Below are 22,073 nucleotides of genomic sequence, written 5' to 3'. Positions count from 1 at the left end.
ATTTATGAACTCGAATAACTCAAAAACAGTTGTCGTTACGGGGATTACCGGTTTTCTCGGCAGCCATATCGCAATTCAGTTACTCAATCGTGGATTTAATGTACGAGGAACACTGCGTTCACTTGACCGTTCAGCTGACATAAAGAAAATTATTCATAGTCATGTTGCGAATTCTGACGCAACACTGAGTTTTTTTGAATGTGACTTGATGGTGGATGATGGATGGGACTCAGCAATGGTAGGAGCCGACTATGTCATTCACAGTGCATCGCCATTTTTATCTTATGTCCCCAAAGATGAAAACGAGCTAATTACGCCTGCGGTTGATGGGACTTTACGAGTGCTGAAAGCCGCAAACAAGCACCAAATTCAACGTGTCGTATTAACCTCTTCTGTCGCAACGGTGCTGTATGGTGAGGATCAAGATATTCAAACCGAGCTGAGTTGGAGCAACCCAGACAATAAACGAGTTACCCCTTATTATAAATCCAAGACACTCGCTGAGCGCGCCGCTTGGGATTACGCAAATCAATCAGGGCTAGAACTAACAACGGTGCTACCAGGAATCATACTAGGACCTGTTCTTGAGTCTGACTACGGAACGTCTGCAGAAGTCATCATAAAGCTAATGGATAAGTCACTCCCAGCGATCCCTAAACTTGGGTTTACTATCTCAGATGTTCGAGATGTCGCAGAAGCTCATATCCTCGCAATGACTTCAGACGCTGCCAATGGTGAGCGCTTCCTCGCAACCGGTGATTTCATGTGGATGAGTGATATTGCCGAGGTGCTACGTTCTGAATACCCAAATTATAAGATTCCAAAATACGCATTACCTAACACTGTTGCTCGACTGGTTTCCTATTTTGATCCAGCCTTGAAAACCGTCGTTGAAGATCTCAACTACAAACATAACGTCGACAATACGAAAACGAGAGAAAAACTTAACTGGCAGCCAAGAGCCGAGCGTGAATCTATTCTGGCCACGGCTCAAAGCCTCATTAAACATGGTGCAATCTAAAAAAGATTACTATCAACAAACAAAGGCAAATAAGCATGTTGATAAGCAATCGTGGTTGCGGCGTATACGAGTAGAATCGACATCAGCGCGTTGAAATAAGCAAAGTACTGCTGACGTTGGACTCGTTTCCCTAGTATAGAACCGACCAACGCGTAACCTGCTGGGGCCCCAAATGAGAATACCGAAAGGACGATAGACCATAGGATAATCTGAGGGCCAACGATGCCCATTGCAGGAAACTGAATGGTCGCGATGGGTAGCGTGGCAATAAATGCCTTAGGGTTAAGAATATGCATCACCAAGCCATCTCGAAATGTGAGATCACCCTGCTCTACTTTCTGATCCTTCATATTCACTTTGGCTTGCGATATTTTCCAAGCGATCACCAACATATAACTGCACCCAATAATACTGATGTATGGAAGTAATGACTTGCTAATAATCTGAGACCCAAGAAATGCAATCGAAATAAATAAGATCAGCATTGCAGTACTAATACCGGCGTAAAATCCAATATTGGCTTTTGCTCTACCTTGAAAACCGAGATGAAGGCCAAGTAAATTCATTGGCCCAGGACTGTACATTACGCTAAATGCGTAAGCGAATATGGCTAACATAAAAAGGCTCTTTTTTATTGGGTAAGTTGCAGTTGATACTGTTTGGGTGTCATACCGAAATAGCTTTTAAATCGCCGATTTAAGTGACTGCTATCTGCAAACCCACACAGTTGTGCGACTTCGACTGAAGACAAACCAGAATCGAGCGCTTTCTTGGCTAAGTTAATTCGGCAATTAAGAACATATTGATGAGGTGTGATACCAAATTGGGATCGAAATAGACGTATAAAATGAAACTTCGACATGCTTGCAACATTAGCAATATCATCAATGCTAATATCGTTATTCAAATTAGCAGCAATATATTCCTTCGCTCTCAATAATAATTTATCTTTACGTCTCTCCAATATCGGAGCTGATAGACTGCCATTAAGCCTGACTAATGACTGGGCAATTTGAAATATACTCGCTTCTTCCTCTAATTTTGACGTTTGTTCAGTACTGATTAGATTCGAAAGATTCAAAATCTGATGCTTTAACAATGGGTCATCAAAGACTGACCCTTTTACTCTTAATGGATGTGAACTCGACACACCGAGTGCGCGAAATTGGCACAGCATCTCTTCTGGACGAAAATACAACATTTGATAGTGTAAATTCGCATCACCTCCTGAGTGTCCATCGTGTACATCTTCAGGATTAAAGATAATCACCTTACCGGGCGAACTCTTATGAAAAGCTCGTTGAGCGAAGAAATCTTGTCTTCCCTGAAGCGTAACACCTAGCGAATACTCTTCATGAGCGTGCTTCTCATAAGAAAAGTCACTCATGCTCGCTTCTAAGACCGTAACTCCAGCGAGGTGACGACTTGCAGCAAACTGAAATTGATTCTTTGACGTCATCGCTCCTCTCCTTTTCCAAGATAAATCGGTTCAGTTGATTACCATAAAATAATTATAATGAGGAACAGATAAGAAAACTTGAACAAAATTGCTGAATTGAGTTATTTAATTTCAGTTCTACCAAACGCTGAAACAAAAGGCGATAACTTCGATATAGACCACACCTATCAAGAACGTCATCATCGATTATCCATTAAATAGTCATTAAAAAAGCACTTACCTTCATATGAGATAAGTGCTCTTAAATTGCAATATAAATACGTCTAAGCTAGTGCATCTAAGCAATATCGCTTAACACCTAGTGACAAAAAAACCTGAAACTAATCACCAAAAACACTTTGTAATAGTGAAGTCGTTTGAGCAATTGGATCTTGACGAATCGATGCTTCTTTTTCAGCAATCATTGTAAACAAACCATCAATCGCCTGCTCGGTTACATATTCATCTAAATTTTGATCGCTTGATGAAGGAATATAACTGTCTACACCTAGTGACTTAGCTAAGCTAGAGACATTCGCACTCTCAACCAATTCACTACCGTATTCTTTATAGTAATCATTGAAAGTGTCATAGTATTCAGCAACTTTATTCTCTTCCATTGTTTCTTGAATAATTGGAGATACTAACGATGTCAACGAATCGGTAGTATTCGCCGAGAAGTATTCTGTTGCCGCATTATCACCACCATTGAGAATCGCTTTTGCGTCATCAAGGCTCATATTATTGATTGCATCGACAAAAATAGACGCGGTTTCAGGCGCGGCTTTGGTAGCTGCGCTGTTCATTGAGTTGATCAAATTATCAGCAATTTCATCACCACCGGCTTTGCGAATCAAAGACTCAACTGACTGTAAGTTTTCAGGTAACGCAATTTTCACCAGATCATTATTTAAATAACCATCATCAGCACCTAAGCTGGTTACTGCATAATCAACGCCGAGGGTTAGCGCTTCTTTAACCGCACTGGAAACCGTTGAATTACTAAGATCTGATGACGATGATGAATCAGTCGCACTACTCTCTGACGTGCTGTCTGATGATTCTGACACTTTACTCACAACACTTTCAGCAACGCTCTTCAAATCAAACCCATGACTAAAGGTTGAACATAAAAGTAGTGAAGAGACAATAGCGACTTTTTTCATAATAACTTCCTATAAATAAAACTGATAAACAATTAATAACGAGGAGCAATGTGTTTAGGGTTTTGCCCATATTCATTTTCGTTTGTATGGCCATCAAGAATAGCAAAGATAAATAGTACCAATATACCAATTAGGGGAACCAATAATAACAGAGCCCACCAACCTGAACGCCCAGTATCATGTAAACGACGAACTAACACAGCTAAATTAGGAATAAAGATAAATACACCGTAGACAAAACTCAGGACGTCGGTTCCAAACATTCGGTCAACAAAACCCAATGCGATTGTGAATATCAGATTAAAGAGAAAGAACATCCAATATTCTTGGCGTCTTGCTCGACCAGAGAATACCGCGTATTTACTCAATACCAACAGATACCAACTCATATTAATTCCCGTAATTCGATTTATTTGATGTGATCGAGGCACGGCGTTTGACGAAACGATAAATCGGCCATGTCTATACTTTAATGAGTATACGTATCACACAAATATAAAAGCTAAGTTAAACCAAAGGATTAAACGCCCTCTTGATAAGTACTTGATTGATTTCGACCATGCTCTTTAGAGAAATACAAAGCTTTGTCAGCACACTCGAACCATTCAAGGTGGCTAAGAATATCACTATTCAGCTGAGCAATACCAAGACTTATTGTAAAACTAATATCTCCTGTCTCAGTTTTAACGATTAAGGCTTCAATTCGCTTTCTCATTCGCTCAGCAAAATACTTCGCTTGGTCCGCGGTTGTATCAGGCAACAGTGCGACGAACTCTTCGCCACCATATCGACCACATACGTCAGTACGTCGGGCCGTCAATAGTAACGCTTTGGCAGTCTGACGAATGACTTCATCACCTGCGGCATGACCATAATTATCATTGACTTTCTTAAAGTGGTCAATATCCAGAACTACCACACTACAGCACTGATCAGTAATGGATGATCGTTGATATTCTTCCGCAAATCGAGATTCCCAATATGAGCGGTTAAATAACCCGGTTAACCCATCTTGTTGGCTGATTTCAGATAAATGCGCATTGGATTCACGTAGTGTTATCTTATTCTTCGCAATATCAGAAACATCTTGGATCATTAGGCAAACATGAGAAATTTCACCATTTAACGATTTCAATGGCGTCAGTACCAAATTTTGGTACATCACATCCATACCATTTGAGATCGGAGAATAATTCACAAACTCGAAAATAAATGGTCGGTCTTCCCAATTTGAAAAGCTGCGGCTCCCCAACTCAGCACAGCTATCTATTTGGGATTTCAGCCACTGTTCCGGGAGACCGTCGATCACAGAAAACAGGTTATTCGACATGATCTTATCAGCACGCACACCACTATAACCCTGCATAAAGCTGTTCCAAAGGCACACATTGTATTCACGATCCACAACAACAAGTCCGACATCGATCGTGTCCATGACTTGCATAGCCCAATGGAATTCGCTCATTCCAACCGTTAATTCACCTTGCTTCATAGTGTATCCATCACAGAGTTAATCGCACCTACAGACTGTTGATCAAAGAAAAGAAGTACTTCACATTCAAAATCGGTATTCTCAGCATAATACGTAAACTCCACAGCAAACGCTGCTTCATTACTCTCTTTAACAACACACCTTTCGCTATATGAATTTTTTAACGTGACAGGTTGGCGTAGCGATAAGTCGATTCCCATTTGATCTGATAGAGAATTAAGAAATGTAGAAATCAAAAGGTTTGAGAGGTTTAAAACAATTTCGTTCAAACTACTTTGTTCAGGAGAGAACCCTAAAGAACGGCCAATACCATCAATCCCTTCACCTCGCATGCAGACAAGTGCTTCACCGTGAAAGCCTGAGCCTACGAAGCGCTGAGCAACACCATGTAGGTTCTCTCGTTGGAGGGCATCGGTAATCGCCATATTGAGTTCGCTCGTCTCCAAAACGCCGACAGTCGGGATAGGAAGCTCGATAAATATTCCGATTTTATCCGAAACAATAGCCGCAGCAAGACCAAGAGCGACGTTAATCAATTCTTTGAACTTAACTTGAGGATCTATGGCGTCTTCATCTGCTGTGACCACATCAGATGCGACCTTCTCACCCTTTTTCGTAACACCAATTTGCGACAATAAATCAAATACAATATCGCGATTAAACGGTTTTTCAATGAAATCGATTGCACCTAATGTCAAACAACGATTTTTCGCTTCTTGCTGAACATCGCCTGAAACAACGATAACTTGAGTCGGATAATCGTTAACAGGTAGCGCTTGGAGTACGCCAAAGCCATCAACGATAGGCATAGTAAGGTCGAGAAAAAGGATATCAACAGGGTGTGCTGCGAGATGATCTAACGCTTGCTGACCGTTTTCACAAAAAACGACATCAAATTCGAATACAGCACTGATCGTACGATGTAACGATTTTCGAGCAAGAGCAGAATCATCACATATCACTACATGCATGTTTAGTACGCCATTTTAAGTAGAGTTCAAAATAATTTTAGTTTAGCTGAATATCTAGCGTTTGCAAAAAAACTATATTCATTTTAGCAAGTTATCTATATACACTTATCAATGATTAAGGCTATTCACCAAACCGAAGTCGCGATCGACCACCGTCTGTCGCGGCTTCAATCGTTACCTGCTCTTTAGGGTTTCTTTTTTTATTCGTCGTGTCACTTTTTGAAGCCGACGCCTTTTTTGCTTTCTTACTATTTTTTACTGGAGCGCTCTTTCGCGGGGCACTTGGCACCTTTTCCTTAGGTGTATTATCGACGGGCTGATCACAAATCACCAAATAGTACTCTTGGTTAAATTCTATCAAATCACCATCGAATAATTTTCGACGCTTACGGATTTCTAATTCACCATTAACGGCTACATATCCTTCTGAAATTGCATATTTAGCTTCTCCACCGCCACTAACGGCATTCGCTATTTTTAAGACTTTATACAGTTCAATGGGTTGCGAATCGACCTCAATACCAATGGCTTCTACTTCAATTTCTTGTTGATCTGAACTCATTCTCATTCCTACTGTCTGTCATATAACGCAACTAAAATATAGATTTGAGGGTAGCGATTTTGAATGGGTGAGTCACGTTATTTCCAATGTTATCGCGTATAATAGCAACTTGTATGCACCCATTATCACGTACTTTTCAAATGGAAAATCTTCTAACTATTAAACGGGGCATTCTCATCAATTGGCGATATGGTTTACTGCTTTACTATTTAGAAGACTTTATAGACGTGCTAACTTAGAATACAATGTATCGTTTATGAGATACCTACTTAATAACTATATGTGAGTGAAAAGGAAAAATGGCAAGAGCCCGCAGTTTTAACAGGGAAGAAAAACTAAAACTTGCAATGGAAGTTTTTTGGGAAAAAGGATTTGAAAATACCTCTGTCGCTGATTTAGTCGCGAAGTTACAAATAAATCGATTTATTCTTTATGATAGTTATGGTGATAAACAAACACTTTATTTTGAATCACTAATTTACTATTTTAAAAAGATCTCTTGGCCTGCATATAGAGAATTGTGTAGCGACTCCGCCTCTTGGCCTGAGGTAGAGTTCTTTCTAAACAACTTTACTGAGCGTCAATCGAGCTCTAGCTTTGGGTATTATATTCTCAATGGTTTGTTTGATAACATTAATGAAAGTGAAGATATTCGCAAAACCTGTGACCACATATTAGCGTCCATCGAAGAAGCGGCATATTCGGCGATAAAACGTGCTCAAGAAGAGAACTTAATCACGGATAAGGTAGAGCCGAGAGCAATCGCCAAAGCAATATTGGTGCAAATGCAAGGCATCCGCGTTATGACAAAAGCTGAGCGCTACCAAGATGTAGAAGCTTCAAACAATGCATTTATTGAGTTGATAAAATCATCTAAATAGAAATATCAGTGAGAGAGACCCACATTTCACTCTCTCACTGATTGCGCTTGTTAAAACGTCGACAATGCCACGAGTTGCTGCGTGTACTCTTGCTGTGGCGAAGAAAACAGTTGTTGGGTTTCACCTTGCTCAATAATCACACCTTGTTTCATCACTATCGTAAAATGACAAAGTGATTTTACAACGTTAAGATCGTGGCTAATAAACAGATAAGTCAACCCATACTTTTTCTGCAACTCTTTAAGTAAATCAAGAACTTGAGCTTGAACCGTTCGATCGAGAGAGGACGTTGGTTCATCGAGTAAGATAAACTCGGGTTGCAGCACTAACGCTCTGGCAATCGCAATTCTCTGGCGCTGCCCTCCTGAAAACTCATTGGGATAGCGGTGACGCGTTTCGGGGTCAAGATCAACTTCTCGCATAACTTCGCAAATCCGCCGATCAATGTCATCGTCACTCAGTTCAGTGTGAACCCGCATTCCTTCTCCAATCACTTGCGCAACTGACATTCGAGGGTTAAGTGCCGAAAAAGGGTCTTGAAACACAACTTGCATGCGACTACGAAATGGCAGCATGGCTCGGCGATCTAAACCTTGAAGTTCGGTTCCTTGATATTGAATCGAACCTTGAGAGTTAACTAACTTTAACAGAGCCATTCCCGTGGTAGATTTTCCTGAACCACTCTCTCCCACTAAACCAATCGAGTGTCCTGATCTTAAGTCAAACGCCATATCAGTCACGGCTTTGATGTGGCCGACTGTTTTCTTAAATAGACCACCTTTAATAGGAAACCATACTTTTAAGTCATCCACTTTAACCAATGATTCTGTTTGTGCATTTATGGTTACAGGTCGCCCTCTCGGATCCGAATCAATGAGTTTACGAGTATAGGAGTGCTGGGGCGTATCGAACAAAGTTTTACAGTCGGCGATTTCCACCAGATTGCCATCTTGCATCACCGCCACTCTGTCAGCGATGCGGCGAACAATACTTAGATCATGGGTAATAAATAACATCGCCATCCCCAGCTCTTGCTGAAGGGCTTTTAACAAATCTAAAATTTGCGCCTGAACGGAAACATCCAATGCAGTGGTTGGCTCATCGGCAATCAATAGCTCCGGTTCATTGATTAGCGCCATGGCGATCATCACACGCTGCCGTTCTCCACCGGATAGTTCATGGGGATAGGCTTCGATTTTTTGTTCCGGTTGGCGAATTCCCACCTTGTCGAGCCAACTAATCGCAAGCGCTTGTGCTTTGGTTTTTCTTAAACCACGGTGAATTTCAGCAGTTTCAACCAGCTGGCGTCCTATTTTATGCAGTGGGTTCAGCGATACCATTGGTTCTTGGAAAATCATGCCAATTCTCCCACCTCGAATGCCTCGAAGCTCTCGTTCAGAGCAGGTTAACGTATTCGTACCATTAAAGTTTATCGAACCATTAAGATAGTGCGCTGATCCTTTCTCAAGTAACTTCAACACGGCATTTGCGGTTACCGATTTCCCAGAACCACTTTCACCCACTAACGCTAACGTTTCTCCCTTATCCACCGACAACGACACCTTATGAGTGACTTCCTCGACACTCCCTTTTCGTCCAAAGCCAATAGAAAGATCGCTAATATTTAATACTGGTGTACTCATTAGCCTCTCCCCTGTTGATGCGGATCAAATGCATCACGTACTGCTTCGCCGACAAAAACCAATAGCGTTAACATTAATGACAACACAACAAACGCGGAAATACCGAGCCAAGGTGCTTGCAAGTTAGCTTTGCCTTGCGCTAGCAGCTCTCCAAGAGAAGGAGAACCAACGGGTAAACCGAAGCCAAGAAAGTCGAGTGACGTTAAGGTGGTAACCGAACCTGAAAGAATAAACGGCATCATGGTTAACGACGCTACCATGGCATTAGGCAGCATATGGCGCAGCATAATACGTCTATCGGAAACACCCATGGCCTGAGCCGCTTTGACATAGTCGAAATTTCGACAGCGTAAGAATTCGGCGCGAACCACGCCAACCAGCCCCATCCAACTAAACAGCACCATAATACCTAACAGCCACCAAAAGTTGGGCTCAATAAAACTCGAGAGAATAATAAGAAGAAATAACGTTGGCATACCAGACCAAACTTCAATGAATCGCTGCCCTGCTAAATCAATCCAACCGCCATAGTAACCTTGTGTTGCACCAACAACGCCACCGATAGCCGATGATATGATGGTTAACACAAAACCAAAAAGCACCGAAATTCTAAAACCGTAGATAATCCTTGCAAAGACATCTCGCCCTTTATCATCGGTCCCTAACCAGTTGGTGTCATCAGGAGCAGAAGGCACGCTTCCACCTTGAATATCATAATTTATGGTGTCATAACTAAACCGAATCATTGGCCAAATAATATAGCCATTCTCCTCAATTAAATCAGTAACATAGGGATCGGTGTAATCGGCTTCTGTTGGAAACTCACCACCAAATTGCGTCTCTGGATATTCGTAAAATACTGGGTAGTACCACTGCGATTCATAAGAGACAAGTAAAGGCTTATCATTGGCGATAAATTCGGCAAATAAACTGAAAAAGAACAATAATGAAAAAATCCAGAGAGACCAAAAACCGCGACGGTTCGCCTTAAAACGTAGCCAGCGAGCGGCATTTATCGGTTTCATCGTTTCGACACTAAACAACATCTAGCGAGCCTCAAAATCAATGCGCGGATCAACCCACGTATAGGTTAAATCGGAAATAATACTCAGAATAAGCCCCAAAAGCGTCATAATGTACAAGGAGCTAAACACGACCGGATAGTCACGTTGAATTGTCGATTCAAAGCCAAGCAAACCAATGCCATTCAGAGAGAACATCACTTCAATCAACATCGAACCTGTAAAGAAAATACTGATAAACGCGCTCGGAAAGCCTGCAATAATGATCAACATCGCGTTACGAAATACGTGCTTATATAAGATACTGCCTTCGTCTAAGCCTTTGGCTCGAGCCGTTACCACGTACTGCTTATTGATTTCGTCGAGGAACGAGTTTTTCGTGAGCATACTTAACGTGGCAAACCCACCGATGACCATGGCAAAAATCGGCAACGCCAAATGCCAAAAGTAATCAATGATCTGTTGATACCAAGTCAACGACGCAAAGTTATCCGACACCAGTCCACGCAATGGGAACCAGCTAAAATAGTTTCCACTGGCAAATAAAATAATCAAAATAATAGCAAACAGAAAACCGGGGATCGCATAACCCACAATCACCAATGCGCTTGACCACACGTCAAAACGCGAACCATGATGAATCGCCTTAACAATCCCAAGAGGAATGGAAATAAGGTAGATAATCAGGGTACTCCACAACCCTAGGGAGATAGAAACAGGAAGACGTTCCTTGATTAAATCAATCACGTTACCGCCTTTGAATAAGCTCTCTCCAAAGTTAAAGGTAATGTAATTTTTAAGCATATCCAGATAGCGTTCTAGAATCGGTTTATCGAACCCAAACTGACGTTTTATGTCTTCGACAACTTCAGGGTCTAGTCCGCGTGACCCCTTGTAGCCAGAACTGCCACCTTTATCAAGAGCAGCGAGTTCAACTTCAGAGCCACCACCTGAAAAGCGTTCCATAATTCCCGAGGAATGCCCTTCTAAATTGGCGATCGCCTGTTCTACGGGGCCGCCTGGTGCAATCTGAATAATAAAAAAGTTAATCGTGATAATCGCCCACAAAGTAGGAATGACCAACAATAGACGACGGAATATATACGCTGCCATAGCTTACTCTCGGTTAACGACGTTTTTCAGGCAGTTTTGCCGCTTTCTCTTGCGATACCCACCACGTATCAATACCTAAATCGTATTTTGGCATCACATCTGGGCGTTCAAACTTATCCCACGTCGCAACACGGTACTGACTAATGTACCACTGCGGAATAATGTAGAAATTCCACGTCAGCACTCTATCCAATGCATGACCTAATGCCGTGAGTTTTTCGGTGTCTTCTTGGCTTTTCGCAATCTGTTCGGTTAACGCATCAACCACTGGGCTTTTCACGCCTGCCGTGTTGTACGTCGAATCGATATAACTTGAATGCCACTGAATCAGTAGATTTGGGCTAGGATAAGGATTCGCACCAAAGGACGACGACACCATATCGAAATCACGGTCACGTAGACGTTTAGTGTATTGCGTCACATCGATGGAGCGGATCTTCATATCAACACCAAGCAACTTCAAGTTTTTCTGCAGGGGCGTAGCAAGGCGTTCTGTGGTTGGGCTATATATCATTAACTCAAACGTTAACGGTTCACCGGTTTCAATGTTGGTCATCACTTTATCTTTGACTTCCCAACCGGCTTCTTTTAGCAATGCAAAAGCTGTTCTTAGTTGTTTGCGAATTCGACCTGAACCATCGGTTACAGTAGGTTGATACGATTCAGTGTAAACACGTGATGGGATTTGATCTTTGAACGGCTCTAAGATTTCTTGCTCACTCTGTGTCGGTAAACCTTGAGCCTCAAATTCGGTATTCTGAAAATAACTGCGCGTTCGAGAATATTGGTTATAGAACATATTCTTATTCATCCACTCAAAGTCCATTGCGTAGTTCAGTGCTTCTCGGACTTTAGGATCACTAAACACACTGCGTTCGGTGTTGAATACAAACCCTTGTGTAGGCGCAGGGTTTTGATGAGCAATTTCTTCTTTTTTTATGTAGCCAGCATCAAAATTCGCACCAGTATAAGAATTGGCCCAAAACTTTGCGGAAGATTCTCGACGTAAGTCAAACTCGCCAGCTTTAAACGCTTCAAGCATCACCGTGTCATCACGATAATAATCATATTGAACTGTTTTAAAATTATTTCGACCAACGTTAACCGGGAAGTCTTTTGCCCAGTAGTTGTCGTCAAGTTCCAAGGTGACACTTTGGCCCGGTTTATAAGAGACAATTTTGTAGGGGCCGCTTCCGACCGGCGGTTCGGTTAACGGTTCAGATAAATTTTTGTCTTTCCAATAGTGTTCCGGTAATACTCGAGTTGTTTCTGCGAAGCTAAACAGTTTTTCTCTATTAGGTGTTTCCATCTCAATTCGCACAGTCAAATCATCAAGCGCGGTAACCGATTTAATCTCTTTGTAGTAGACACGATATTGTGCCACACCTTCGGTCATAAATTTGTCGAAGGTAAACACGACATCGTGAGCGGTAATTGGCTCACCATCATGAAAACGCGCTTTTGGATTAATTGAGATTTCCAGCCAAGAGTAATCGTCGGAGTATCGCACTTTTTCGCTAATGAGCGGATAGTATGAGTCAATTTCATCATTAGGAGAGAACATCAAGGTATCATAAAGTTCGCCAGACCCTGCTGCGGCGACACCGCGAGAAGCGTAACGATTGAAATTATCGTAAGTCCCAACTTGCCCATAAGTCACATCGCCAAATTTAGGAGCCTCTGGATTAACATAGTCAAAATGCTTAAAATCCGCTGGGTATTTAGCTGAACCAAAACCCACTAAGCTCGTGGTTTCAATGACATCAGCCAGCGCAGTTGTATGCACGGAACCTAACAGTAGACCCAATAAAAATAGACGTTGTTTTCCCATCTTAAATCCTTGTAATGAACTTATGTCCCTAGTCAGAGCTCCCTGACTAACGATTGTAAAGCGAACACTCTTCTACAGACCATCAAACTATAATGTTAGTTCCATAATGGAATCTATGCTGAGAATACTTATAAATCATGTTCTTGGGCGATTTTACGTAAGAGAAACGTCTCGCGCTCAATACTCATTCCCTTTTTTGCACTGTGCGCCATCGTCTCTTCATTGTGTTTAATTGCTTGATGGATATCGAGCCACACTGGCCTCATACCATTTCGTACTTCGTGATCTTCTAATTGAGTTTGTCCAAGTTCACGATCAATTTTGCAGGTGTAACAGTGAGAAATCATATGCATCACTTCAGCATTATCACGAGCCCAAGGACGAAATTCTTCATAAATACCAAAGTCCTCGACCATCGATATATTCATCGCACCGGTTTCTTCTTGCAGCTCACGAATCATCCCTTCAATCGGATCTTCGCCTTCGTTAAGCCCACCACCCGGTAAGGTATAGTCATCATACCGCTCAGTATAAAGCAGTAGGATATTCGCCTGGTCAATAACGATCGCACGGGTTGCATGGCGAGTTATAGTGGTTAGATTATCTAAAGAAGGTATATCAGGATGAATTGTTGTTCTTAAATGTCTCATTAGTCTCTGGCGTGTTTAGCAAGGTGGCAATGTTTCAATGCTAACACAATCCCATGCCAGCGTCCTTCTAGCAAGTGATTGAAGTGTAATCAAAATCTATTTGTCGCCTCGAGCTGAAGCGTGTTATGACGCCAGTACGCGACCTCTGCAAACAACACCTGATCTTGAGAGTTATAAAATCGCCGTGTAATCACCAAAGCTGGCGTACCTGGCGTTGCATGAAGTTGTTGACAGATATCTCCCAACAAAGCGCAAGTTGTGATCTCATGGTGAATGTTAACCACCTCGACACCATAGTGTTGCTCACAGCATTCAAGTATCCCATGCTCCAGCGAATGTTGAAAAAGATCGCTAAAATGCTCGCGGTTAATATAACAAGTTGAATAACAGACCGGACGTTGCTCGAGATAAAATAGTTGATCTAACTGAAGTACTTCACTGAATGGAGCCAATTGCAGCAACTGAGTGGCTAATTTGTTCGCCATTAAGCTTTTTTGCTCAACGGTTTCGGCTCGTGGCTGGCGTTGTTGATCGTTTGCTAACGTAACAAAGCTCTGCTTTGAATTTAAGTTCACACGCAGCCGTGGGTGAGAGATAAACCAACCTCTACGATCTTCTCGATAAATCAACCCGTCCGCTTCAAGTAACGAGAGAGCTTCTCTCAAAGTCACTCGAGTAGTATCAAAAGACTCCGCCAATTTACGCTCAGATGGCAGCTTTTGTCCAGACTCCAACATTCCTTGCTCAATTTGCTCCGCAATGACTTGGTTAATTTTTATATACTGCACAAAATAGTCCTTACTCTCACCAAACCAATCAGCGTTTAAATCTCGTGCCCAACAGGGTGCTTAGCCTCTTACTATAGCATTGAACCTTTGTTTTCGGATAATAAGAATTAGCACTAAACAGCCTAACGACAATGAAGATAGACTCGAGATCGCTCTCGTGTTTGAGTAGGGGTCTCGCCAAATAATTGCTTATAATGCTGGTTAAAAGTACTGATGTGATAAAAGCCGAACTCTATCGCTAAGTCGGAAATGACTTTGTGATGGTGTGTATCTTTAAGCAGGATTCGACGAATTTCATTTAGTCGACGATCGCGAAGGTATTGAATCGGTGACACCCCTAGCTCATGTTCAAAACAGTATTGAAGTGTTCTTCGACTTACAAATGCGATATTGCATAACTCGGTAATGGTTAGCGGATAATTTCCGGTTTGATCAATATGGTTGTAAATTCGCTGCAACACTCTGCGCCGAGTTGGTGCAGATGAATGAACCTCGCGTAATCCAGATTCGGTTTCAACCAGTAAATCAGCAATAGCAGAACTCACCATAGGTGTTAATCGTTCAATTCTCGCTTGCTGTATATTTTCATTAGACGACAATGGCATGCTATCTAGATTATTGAGCATCATTCGAATGATTTTCGCCAACTCAAAACTGACTCTAGGGTTCGATTCGCTGACCATTACTTTTGAAATGCGATCACTCCATAAATCAGCATCCAAGCCAATCAGCTCTTTTTGTATTACTTCGCTATCCAATACCAAGCCAAAAATATGAAAATCTTGGGGAGTGATGAGTTCGAATTCAACACCCGATGGACGAATCATCAACTGCCCTTCATTAATCTGAGTACCATTAATTTTAGGACGTTGCTTCTGCAATGAAAAACCCAACCATATGCTTTGTTCATTAACGCAGCACTGCTGCAATAATGTCTGATTGGTATATTCTTCGAAGAGGTGTATTCCCCCCATCGAAAGTTCATCAAGATAACCTGTAAATGTTCCTTGGCCATGTTGATCGTAACGTTGCTCCCACTTAACCAGACTTTCTGCCTGTTGATTGACATCGAACGCATACGACTTGCACCGCTTTGGCGCAAATGAACTTTCTTCATAATGCACTTGGGGAAAACTCATTTTAACTCCTTACCTTACGCCGTGCATTAACATGACGCATCAACAAAATAAGAACATGAAATCATTAATAAAAATACAATTGCGTAATAACGTTAGTTGCTCGGAACGTGAATCGCATATTGACTGTATTTACCTGAATTCATAAATAAGCAAAGTTTACGCCTAGTTTTAATTCGTTCATGGGGCATCAATGGCAAAGTATCGTTATCAACTGGGAACTCACACCTATCAATTCAGCTCGCTTAAGGAAGTAATGGCCAAAGCGACTCCACTTCGATCCGGTGACCAACTTGCTGGCGTCTGTGCTGAGTCCGCTGAAGAAAGAGCCGTTGCACAAATGGTATTAGCCGATCTCCCACTCAAAACATTCTTGAACGAGGCGCTGATTCCCTACGAAATCGATGAAATCACGCGCCTAATTATTGATGAGCATTGCGCTAAAGCATTTCTCGAAATTGCCCATTTAACCGTTGGGGATTTTCGCAATTGGTTACTCCAAGAAACCACTACCAGTAACGTACTAGCTCGTATAAGAGCTGGGGTTACACCAGAGATGGCTGCCGCTGTTTCGAAAATAATGCGCAACCAAGATCTGATTTTGGTCGCCAAAAAATGCCAAGTGATCACCAAATTTCGCAATACCATTGGATTACCTAAACATCTTTCCACTCGCTTGCAACCAAATCATCCCACCGATGACATGAATGGCATTGCGGCTTCTATCTTTGACGGTTTAATGTATGGCAATGGCGATGCTGTAATAGGCATTAACCCAGCAACCGACAGTGTTAGCCAAGCCATGAAGCTGATGACACTAATGGACGATGTTATTCAACACTATGAGATTCCGACTCAATCCTGCGTCTTAACCCACGTAACCAATACAATCGAATGCATTGAAAAAGGCGCGCCTGTCGATCTCGTGTTCCAATCGATTGGCGGTACAGAAGCCACTAACCAAGGGTTTGGCGTCAATGCAAATATCTTGGCGGAAGCGAACGACGCAGCACTCCAACTTAATCGAGGTACGGTTGGCAATAATGTGATGTATTTCGAAACGGGACAAGGCAGTGCGTTATCTGCCAATGGTCACCATGGCGTCGACCAACAAACCTGTGAAACTCGAGCGTATGCGTTAGCACGTAAATTTAATCCATTACTCGTCAACACTGTGGTTGGATTTATTGGGCCCGAATATCTCTTTGACGGTAAACAAATTATGCGCGCGGGACTTGAAGATCATTTTTGTGGCAAGCTACTTGGGTTACCGATGGGATGTGACATTTGCTACACCAATCACGCTTACGCCGACCAAAATGATATGGATAACCTGCTCACGCTATTAGGTGTGGCTGAATGTACGTTTATTATGGGCATTCCCGGTTCAGATGACATCATGTTGAACTATCAGACAACCTCTTTTCATGATGCTTTGTATGCGCGACAAGTATTAGGTTCTCGTCCCGCACCTGAATTTGATCAATGGTTAAAATCAATGCGGATTACCCCAGAAAATAGACAATCTCAACTTAGTGATGCACTACCATCCATGTTCGCCGACACTCTTAAGAAAATCCAGGTGGCATCATGACGAAAAAAGCACAGCATGACCAATTGGTACACCAAGATCCTTGGGACAGGCTACGTCAATTTACCGATGCTAGAATTGGTCTAGGCCGAGTAGGCACCAGTATTCCCACACATGAACTACTCAAGTTTCAACTGTCTCACGCTCAAGCAATGGATGCGGTACACGTACCTCTCGATTCAGACGCGTTAATAAAGAGCTTTCAACAGAGTGATTCCATTCGCACTTTGCTTCCGGCCTTTATGTTACAAAGCTGCGCCAACAACCGAATGGAGTATTTGCAGCGTCCTGATTTTGGTCGTCAATTGAATGATGCCTCTCTGTTTCGTTTACAAAATTTTCAGAATGAACAGTCGAATGACGAACAGTATGACTTAGCCATCGTTATCGCCGATGGACTTTCATCCTATGCTATTACTCATCACGCACAACCTTTTATTGAAGCATTGCTTAATCAGTTACGTTGTGACGAAAATAAAGAATGGAATATTGCGCCTATTAGCATTGTGGAGCAAGCCAGAGTCGCGGTCGGAGACGATGTCGGAGAAGCACTAAAAGCAAAAGAAGTGTTATTGCTTGTCGGAGAGCGCCCGGGCTTAAGTTCCCCAGACAGTATGGGATTATATCTGACCTGGAACCCCAAACGAGGTACGGAAGACTCACTGCGCAATTGCATTTCAAACGTACGGCCACAAGGGCTTAATTACCTCGCAGCGGCTCATAAATGTTCTTATCTTTTGAGTGAATCACATCAGCGTAAACTCACAGGGGTTGAATTAAAAGACCGTTCCGACGATATACAACTCGAAAGCCAAGCTAAACCACAATTTAGCCTTACAGTGTCATAGCGTTTTCATGTGCCCTATCTACTCTTTGCAAGATATCCATAGAAACAAAAATAGCCTCTAAAGTAGAGGCTATTAAAGTATCAATTACATATTGTCAGGATTGTAGGAACTAACGCAATCCAGAGAAAAACTCCGCACGAGTGGCGGGAATAGATTTGAAAATACCGCCTAATGCTGTTGTGGTGGTTTCGCTGGTCGCGTCCATAACACCACGAGATTTAACGCAGTAGTGAGTAGCATCCATAGTCACCGCAACATCATCAGATTCTAATAAGGTTTGCAGCGCTACCAGTATCTGTTGTGTCATACGCTCTTGGACTTGAGGACGCTGCGCAAAGAAGCGCACAATACGATTGATTTTCGAAAGCCCAATGATCTTACCGCGCGGAATATACGCCACGGCCGCTTTGCCATCAATCGTGACAAGATGATGTTCACAAGTGCTGGTGACGGTAATGTCTTTTACTCGTACCATTTCACTCACATTCATTTTGTTTTCGATCATCGTTATTTTGGGGAAGTTTTTATAATCCAAACCTGAAAAGACTTCATCAACATACATTTTCGCAATTCGACGAGGCGTTTCTTCCAAACTATCATCCGTTAGATCAAGCCCAAGCAAGGTTAAAATCTCATGCATATGACGTTCAATGTGATCTTTTTTCTCTTCACGTCCGATACTGTTTAGCTTCATTGGCGTTTCCAAGCCACGTTGTTCAAGCGCTTGTTTTACCTTGATTGCTGATTCACTTAGATCTGTCATACACTTCCTCATCGACAATTCTTTTAGAGACTAGCCCTAGCCCCCCATCCGAATGGCGTAAAGGATACTCGCAATTTAGAGGAATTACATCCACAAATTCTGACAGGTATTTGATCTAGTCATGGAAAGCAACGCATAGGTTACTTGCCTATTGCATTTGTTGCAGTACTATATTGTCGACGTATTTCCTCGTTCACCGGTTCAATCTCGTTGCGATAAATACACCCCGAAACAAAAAAGAAACACATACTAATTATAGATAGGAAGGGAATGGATATGGGAAGCTGTGATGCACCTGGATTACTGGCAATAGACAAAGCCATCGAGCAGATACTACTGGCAACGTCTGTAGTAAACACAAGCGAAAACTTACCACTTGAAGAGTGCTTAGGCCGAGTATTAGCGCTTGATATTTGCTCTCCAATTAATGTTCCGCCTTTCGATAACTCCGCGATGGATGGATATGCTGTCCGCATCGATGATCTCAAACAAAACCTCACCTTAGAAATTGCAGGCCGCGCATTCGCCGGACAGCCTTTTCAAGCTAAATGGCCTGCAATGAGCGCGGTACGCATTATGACTGGCGCTAAAATCCCGTCGGGTTGTGATGCTGTGATTATGCAAGAGTACACCACTGTCACAGATAATAAGGTGACTTTTGAACTCGATGCCACCCAACTCAAACCTCTTTCAAATATTCGCCCTACTGGTGACGACTTACATTCCGGGGATATTGTTTTAGGTAAGGGGCATCGTATTACACCTCGAGATTTACCCCTCATCGCTTCTCTTGGGATCCCTACTCTCGATGTTTATTCGCGTCCCAAGGTCGCCTTTTTTTCCACGGGAGACGAGCTCAAGCCTTTAGGGTCGACATTAAATGAAGGGGATATTTACGACAGTAACCGCTATGGCATTGAAGCATTATTAAGCCGATTTGGATGCGAAGCAATTGACCTAGGCATTATTCCTGACTCTCAAGAAACCATCGAACAAGCCTTTGATAAAGCCCAAGCGATGGCCGATGTTGTCATAACCTCTGGCGGTGTCAGTGTTGGCGAAGCGGATTATACCAAAGACATACTTGCTCGACTGGGAACGATTAATTTTTGGAAATTGGCTATAAAACCCGGTAAGCCTTTTGCCTTTGGCGCATTAGATGGAGCACTGTTCTGTGGTCTGCCTGGAAACCCAGTTTCTGCTATGGTCACAATGTACGTTCTTGTTCAGCCACTGCTCGCTAAACTGTCAGGAGAAATTGATTGGCAAGCTCCGCCATCAATACCGGCGACAAGTAAGTCTAACTTTAAGAAAGGCAAAGGACGCACCGATTACCAACGTGGTGTTTATTGGGTCGAAGATGGAAAACTGGTTGTTGAGACTGCCGGAAATCAAAGTTCTGGAGCCTTTACCGCAATGAGCGCGGCTAACTGCTTTATCGTGCTAGAGCAAGAGCGCGGCAAAGTAGAAATGGGTGAATCGGTTAATATTGAACCGTTTAATTCTTCGCTGTACTAACCGATTTGAGATAGACCAATGAGCACGTTAACCGATTCAGAGATGTTGCGTTACAGCCGCCAAATAAACCTAACGGGTTTTGATTTTGAGGGACAAGAAGCCCTTAAGTCGGCCAGAGTCCTTGTCGTTGGCGTTGGGGGATTAGGGTGTGCAACGACGCCTTATTTGGTCAGTGCGGGTATTGGTCACTTGACCATCGTCGACGATGACCAAGTCGAGTTTCACAACTTACAGCGTCAAGTTCTTCATGGTGATCAGGATGTGGGACGAGACAAGGTCGAATCTGCCCGCGACAGTTTACTTCAAATTAATAACAGCGTATCAATAAGCGCGATTGCGCAACGGCTTCATGATGGCCCGATGATGACCCTCATTAAACAGCACGATATCGTGGTCGATTGCTGTGATAACTTGGCGACTCGAAATCAACTAAATAAACTTTGCCACAGCAACAAAACACCGTTAGTTTCTGGAGCTGCAATTCGTATGGAAGGCCAGGTGAGTGTGTATACTTATCAACCTGATACACCTTGCTACCAGTGTTTTAGTCAACGCTTTGGTGAGCAAAACCTTTCCTGTGTGACCAGTGGAATTTTAGCCCCGGTCGTTGGTGTTATTGGGTCCATGCAGGCGATCGAAACCATTAAAATGCTTACTGGCTATGGCGAAGTCGCACAAAGTAAAGTCATGTTATTTGATGCCTTATACGCAAACTGGCGCGAACTCAAACTAAGTAAACTAGATAGTTGCGCAGTATGTGGTGATATTCAATCCGATTAACCTAAACAAGGAAGTCTCACTATGAGTCCATTAGTTTCTGCTCAATGGTTACGCCAACGGTTAGCTGACCCATCGGTTGTCATTTTAGATTGCAGTATGGCATTCCAGATCCCCGGAGAAATTGAAAAAGATACAACCAATGTGATTCCGGGCGCTCGCCGTTTTGACTACGATAATGTCTTCTGCGAGTTAGACGCGACACTGCCTCATATGATGCCGACTGAGGGAAGGTTTAATCAATTAGCTCAAGAGCTTGGCCTCAATAATGATTCCACCATCATCGTTTACGACAACACTGGCACATTTGCGTCACCACGGGCTTGGTGGATGTTGAAAGCAATGGGACACAAAAATGTTGCGGTTTTAGATGGCGGACTGACCTCTTGGAAAGCTAACAATTACCCACTTGAAACCGAATATCACCAAACGTCGACACCAGGTGATTTCAATGGCAAGCTCAACGGAAATTCTTTCATTGATAGCCAGTATGTGCTCGCACAGATAGACAACAATAACAGCGTCACAATTGATGTTAGAAGCTTGGAAAGATTTAATGCTGAAGTACCCGAGCCACGAGCGGGAATACGCAGCGGCCATATACCTCAATCTGTATGTATTCCGTTTCTTGAGCTCATGGATCAGCATCAGATGAAGTCACCCGAACAACTCGCTCCTTACTTCAAAACGATTCTAAACGAGCAACCCAATGAACTTATTTTCAGTTGTGGTTCTGGTGTTACTGCTTGTATTGTTCTGCTCGCTGCCTTGCTATCAGGTGTCCCCGAATCGACAATGAAGGTTTATGATGGCTCATGGACAGATTGGGGAGCCGATCTCAAACTGCCTATCGAGAAATAGC

At 42.7% G+C, this 22,073-nt stretch carries 22 protein-coding genes; 7 read left to right on the top strand and 15 right to left on the bottom strand.

The window, feature by feature from the left end; translation table 11 throughout:
• Window positions 1–4 precede the first annotated feature (4 nt).
• Entirely contained in the window at window positions 5–1,021 is a 1,017-nt protein-coding gene (locus ACXJY6_RS11100) for an SDR family oxidoreductase (RefSeq protein WP_458768367.1), read from the top strand.
• Here ACXJY6_RS11100 and ACXJY6_RS11095 read toward each other — a convergent pair.
• The 7 genes from ACXJY6_RS11095 to ACXJY6_RS11065 all read right to left on the bottom strand — a co-directional run bounded on the left by ACXJY6_RS11095 (window position 1,018) and on the right by ACXJY6_RS11065 (window position 6,650).
• A complete protein-coding gene (locus ACXJY6_RS11095) occupies window positions 1,018–1,638 on the bottom strand; it encodes a LysE family translocator (protein ID WP_458768366.1) in 621 nt (206 codons plus the stop codon). The two genes, ACXJY6_RS11100 and ACXJY6_RS11095, sit on opposite strands and share 4 nt — an antisense overlap.
• Before the next feature lie 14 nt (window positions 1,639–1,652).
• Window positions 1,653–2,480 (bottom strand): AraC family transcriptional regulator, encoded by an 828-nt coding sequence (locus ACXJY6_RS11090; protein WP_458768365.1) that lies wholly within the window; start codon window positions 2,478–2,480, stop codon window positions 1,653–1,655.
• 320 nt (window positions 2,481–2,800) lie between these two features.
• The gene (locus ACXJY6_RS11085; RefSeq protein ID WP_456050302.1) at window positions 2,801–3,625 is read right to left on the bottom strand and encodes a DUF4197 domain-containing protein; all 825 of its coding nucleotides are present in this window, start codon (window positions 3,623–3,625) and stop codon (window positions 2,801–2,803) included.
• A gap of 32 nt (window positions 3,626–3,657) precedes the next feature.
• Window positions 3,658–4,014, bottom strand: a complete 357-nt coding sequence (locus ACXJY6_RS11080; protein ID WP_456050301.1) for a DUF805 domain-containing protein — start codon at window positions 4,012–4,014, stop codon at window positions 3,658–3,660.
• Between the two features lie 131 nt (window positions 4,015–4,145).
• On the bottom strand, window positions 4,146–5,117 hold the full coding sequence (locus ACXJY6_RS11075) for a GGDEF domain-containing protein (RefSeq protein WP_456050300.1): 972 nt from the start codon (window positions 5,115–5,117) through the stop codon (window positions 4,146–4,148).
• Window positions 5,114–6,088, bottom strand: a complete 975-nt coding sequence (locus tag ACXJY6_RS11070) for a response regulator (protein ID WP_458768364.1) — start codon at window positions 6,086–6,088, stop codon at window positions 5,114–5,116. The genes ACXJY6_RS11075 and ACXJY6_RS11070 overlap by 4 nt, the downstream gene beginning before the upstream one ends.
• A gap of 121 nt (window positions 6,089–6,209) precedes the next feature.
• Window positions 6,210–6,650 carry an RNA-binding S4 domain-containing protein gene (locus ACXJY6_RS11065; protein ID WP_458768363.1) on the bottom strand — a complete coding sequence of 147 codons (441 nt, stop codon included), beginning with the start codon at window positions 6,648–6,650 and terminating at the stop codon, window positions 6,210–6,212.
• A gap of 299 nt (window positions 6,651–6,949) precedes the next feature.
• On the opposite strand from ACXJY6_RS11065, the gene ACXJY6_RS11060 reads away from it, so the two are divergent.
• Complete coding sequence (locus tag ACXJY6_RS11060) at window positions 6,950–7,531, top strand: TetR/AcrR family transcriptional regulator (protein ID WP_456050297.1); 582 nt, start codon at window positions 6,950–6,952, stop codon at window positions 7,529–7,531.
• Window positions 7,532–7,581: 50 nt separating this feature from the next.
• Here ACXJY6_RS11060 and ACXJY6_RS11055 read toward each other — a convergent pair whose 3' ends face one another.
• From ACXJY6_RS11055 to ACXJY6_RS11025, 7 genes are all read right to left on the bottom strand, one after another.
• Window positions 7,582–9,174, bottom strand: a complete 1,593-nt coding sequence (locus ACXJY6_RS11055) for an ABC transporter ATP-binding protein (RefSeq protein ID WP_456050296.1) — start codon at window positions 9,172–9,174, stop codon at window positions 7,582–7,584.
• Window positions 9,174–10,220: an ABC transporter permease gene (locus tag ACXJY6_RS11050; protein WP_458768362.1), complete on the bottom strand. Its 1,047-nt coding sequence runs from the start codon at window positions 10,218–10,220 to the stop codon at window positions 9,174–9,176. Before ACXJY6_RS11050 ends, ACXJY6_RS11055 begins: the two co-directional genes overlap by 1 nt.
• Window positions 10,221–11,309: a microcin C ABC transporter permease YejB gene (locus ACXJY6_RS11045; protein ID WP_456050294.1), complete on the bottom strand. Its 1,089-nt coding sequence runs from the start codon at window positions 11,307–11,309 to the stop codon at window positions 10,221–10,223.
• Window positions 11,310–11,322: 13 nt separating this feature from the next.
• Window positions 11,323–13,140, bottom strand: a complete 1,818-nt coding sequence (locus ACXJY6_RS11040) for an extracellular solute-binding protein (protein WP_458768361.1) — start codon at window positions 13,138–13,140, stop codon at window positions 11,323–11,325.
• Between the two features lie 128 nt (window positions 13,141–13,268).
• On the bottom strand, window positions 13,269–13,790 hold the full coding sequence (locus ACXJY6_RS11035) for an NUDIX hydrolase (protein ID WP_458768360.1): 522 nt from the start codon (window positions 13,788–13,790) through the stop codon (window positions 13,269–13,271).
• Between the two features lie 89 nt (window positions 13,791–13,879).
• On the bottom strand, window positions 13,880–14,578 hold the full coding sequence (locus ACXJY6_RS11030) for a UTRA domain-containing protein (RefSeq protein ID WP_458768359.1): 699 nt from the start codon (window positions 14,576–14,578) through the stop codon (window positions 13,880–13,882).
• A gap of 122 nt (window positions 14,579–14,700) precedes the next feature.
• On the bottom strand, window positions 14,701–15,717 hold the full coding sequence (locus ACXJY6_RS11025; protein WP_458768358.1) for a helix-turn-helix domain-containing protein: 1,017 nt from the start codon (window positions 15,715–15,717) through the stop codon (window positions 14,701–14,703).
• Window positions 15,718–15,907: 190 nt separating this feature from the next.
• On the opposite strand from ACXJY6_RS11025, the gene ACXJY6_RS11020 reads away from it, so the two are divergent.
• Window positions 15,908–17,308 carry an ethanolamine ammonia-lyase subunit EutB gene (locus tag ACXJY6_RS11020; protein ID WP_456050289.1) on the top strand — a complete coding sequence of 467 codons (1,401 nt, stop codon included), beginning with the start codon at window positions 15,908–15,910 and terminating at the stop codon, window positions 17,306–17,308.
• Window positions 17,305–18,153 (top strand): ethanolamine ammonia-lyase subunit EutC, encoded by an 849-nt coding sequence (gene eutC, locus ACXJY6_RS11015; protein WP_458768357.1) that lies wholly within the window; start codon window positions 17,305–17,307, stop codon window positions 18,151–18,153. The genes ACXJY6_RS11020 and eutC overlap by 4 nt, the downstream gene beginning before the upstream one ends.
• Window positions 18,154–18,262: 109 nt before the next feature.
• Here the strand turns inward: eutC and folE are convergent, their stop codons facing one another.
• Entirely contained in the window at window positions 18,263–18,916 is a 654-nt protein-coding gene (gene folE / locus ACXJY6_RS11010; protein ID WP_456050287.1) for a GTP cyclohydrolase I FolE, read from the bottom strand.
• A gap of 276 nt (window positions 18,917–19,192) precedes the next feature.
• Between folE and moeA the strand changes: the two genes are divergently transcribed.
• Genes moeA through ACXJY6_RS10995 form a run of 3 tightly spaced genes read left to right on the top strand, consistent with a single transcriptional unit; the run spans window position 19,193 to window position 22,072 of the window.
• Entirely contained in the window at window positions 19,193–20,434 is a 1,242-nt protein-coding gene (moeA, locus tag ACXJY6_RS11005; RefSeq protein WP_458768454.1) for a molybdopterin molybdotransferase MoeA, read from the top strand.
• Window positions 20,435–20,452: 18 nt separating this feature from the next.
• The gene (moeB, locus tag ACXJY6_RS11000; RefSeq protein WP_456050286.1) at window positions 20,453–21,214 is read left to right on the top strand and encodes a molybdopterin-synthase adenylyltransferase MoeB; all 762 of its coding nucleotides are present in this window, start codon (window positions 20,453–20,455) and stop codon (window positions 21,212–21,214) included.
• A gap of 21 nt (window positions 21,215–21,235) precedes the next feature.
• Complete coding sequence (locus tag ACXJY6_RS10995; RefSeq protein ID WP_458768356.1) at window positions 21,236–22,072, top strand: sulfurtransferase; 837 nt, start codon at window positions 21,236–21,238, stop codon at window positions 22,070–22,072.
• The last annotated feature ends 1 nt before the right edge of the window (window position 22,073 follow it).

The sequence above is a fragment of the Vibrio phycocola genome (assembly GCF_054404255.1).
Note: the sequence above shows the minus strand (reverse complement) of the source record. Positions and strands in the feature narration are given on the sequence as shown.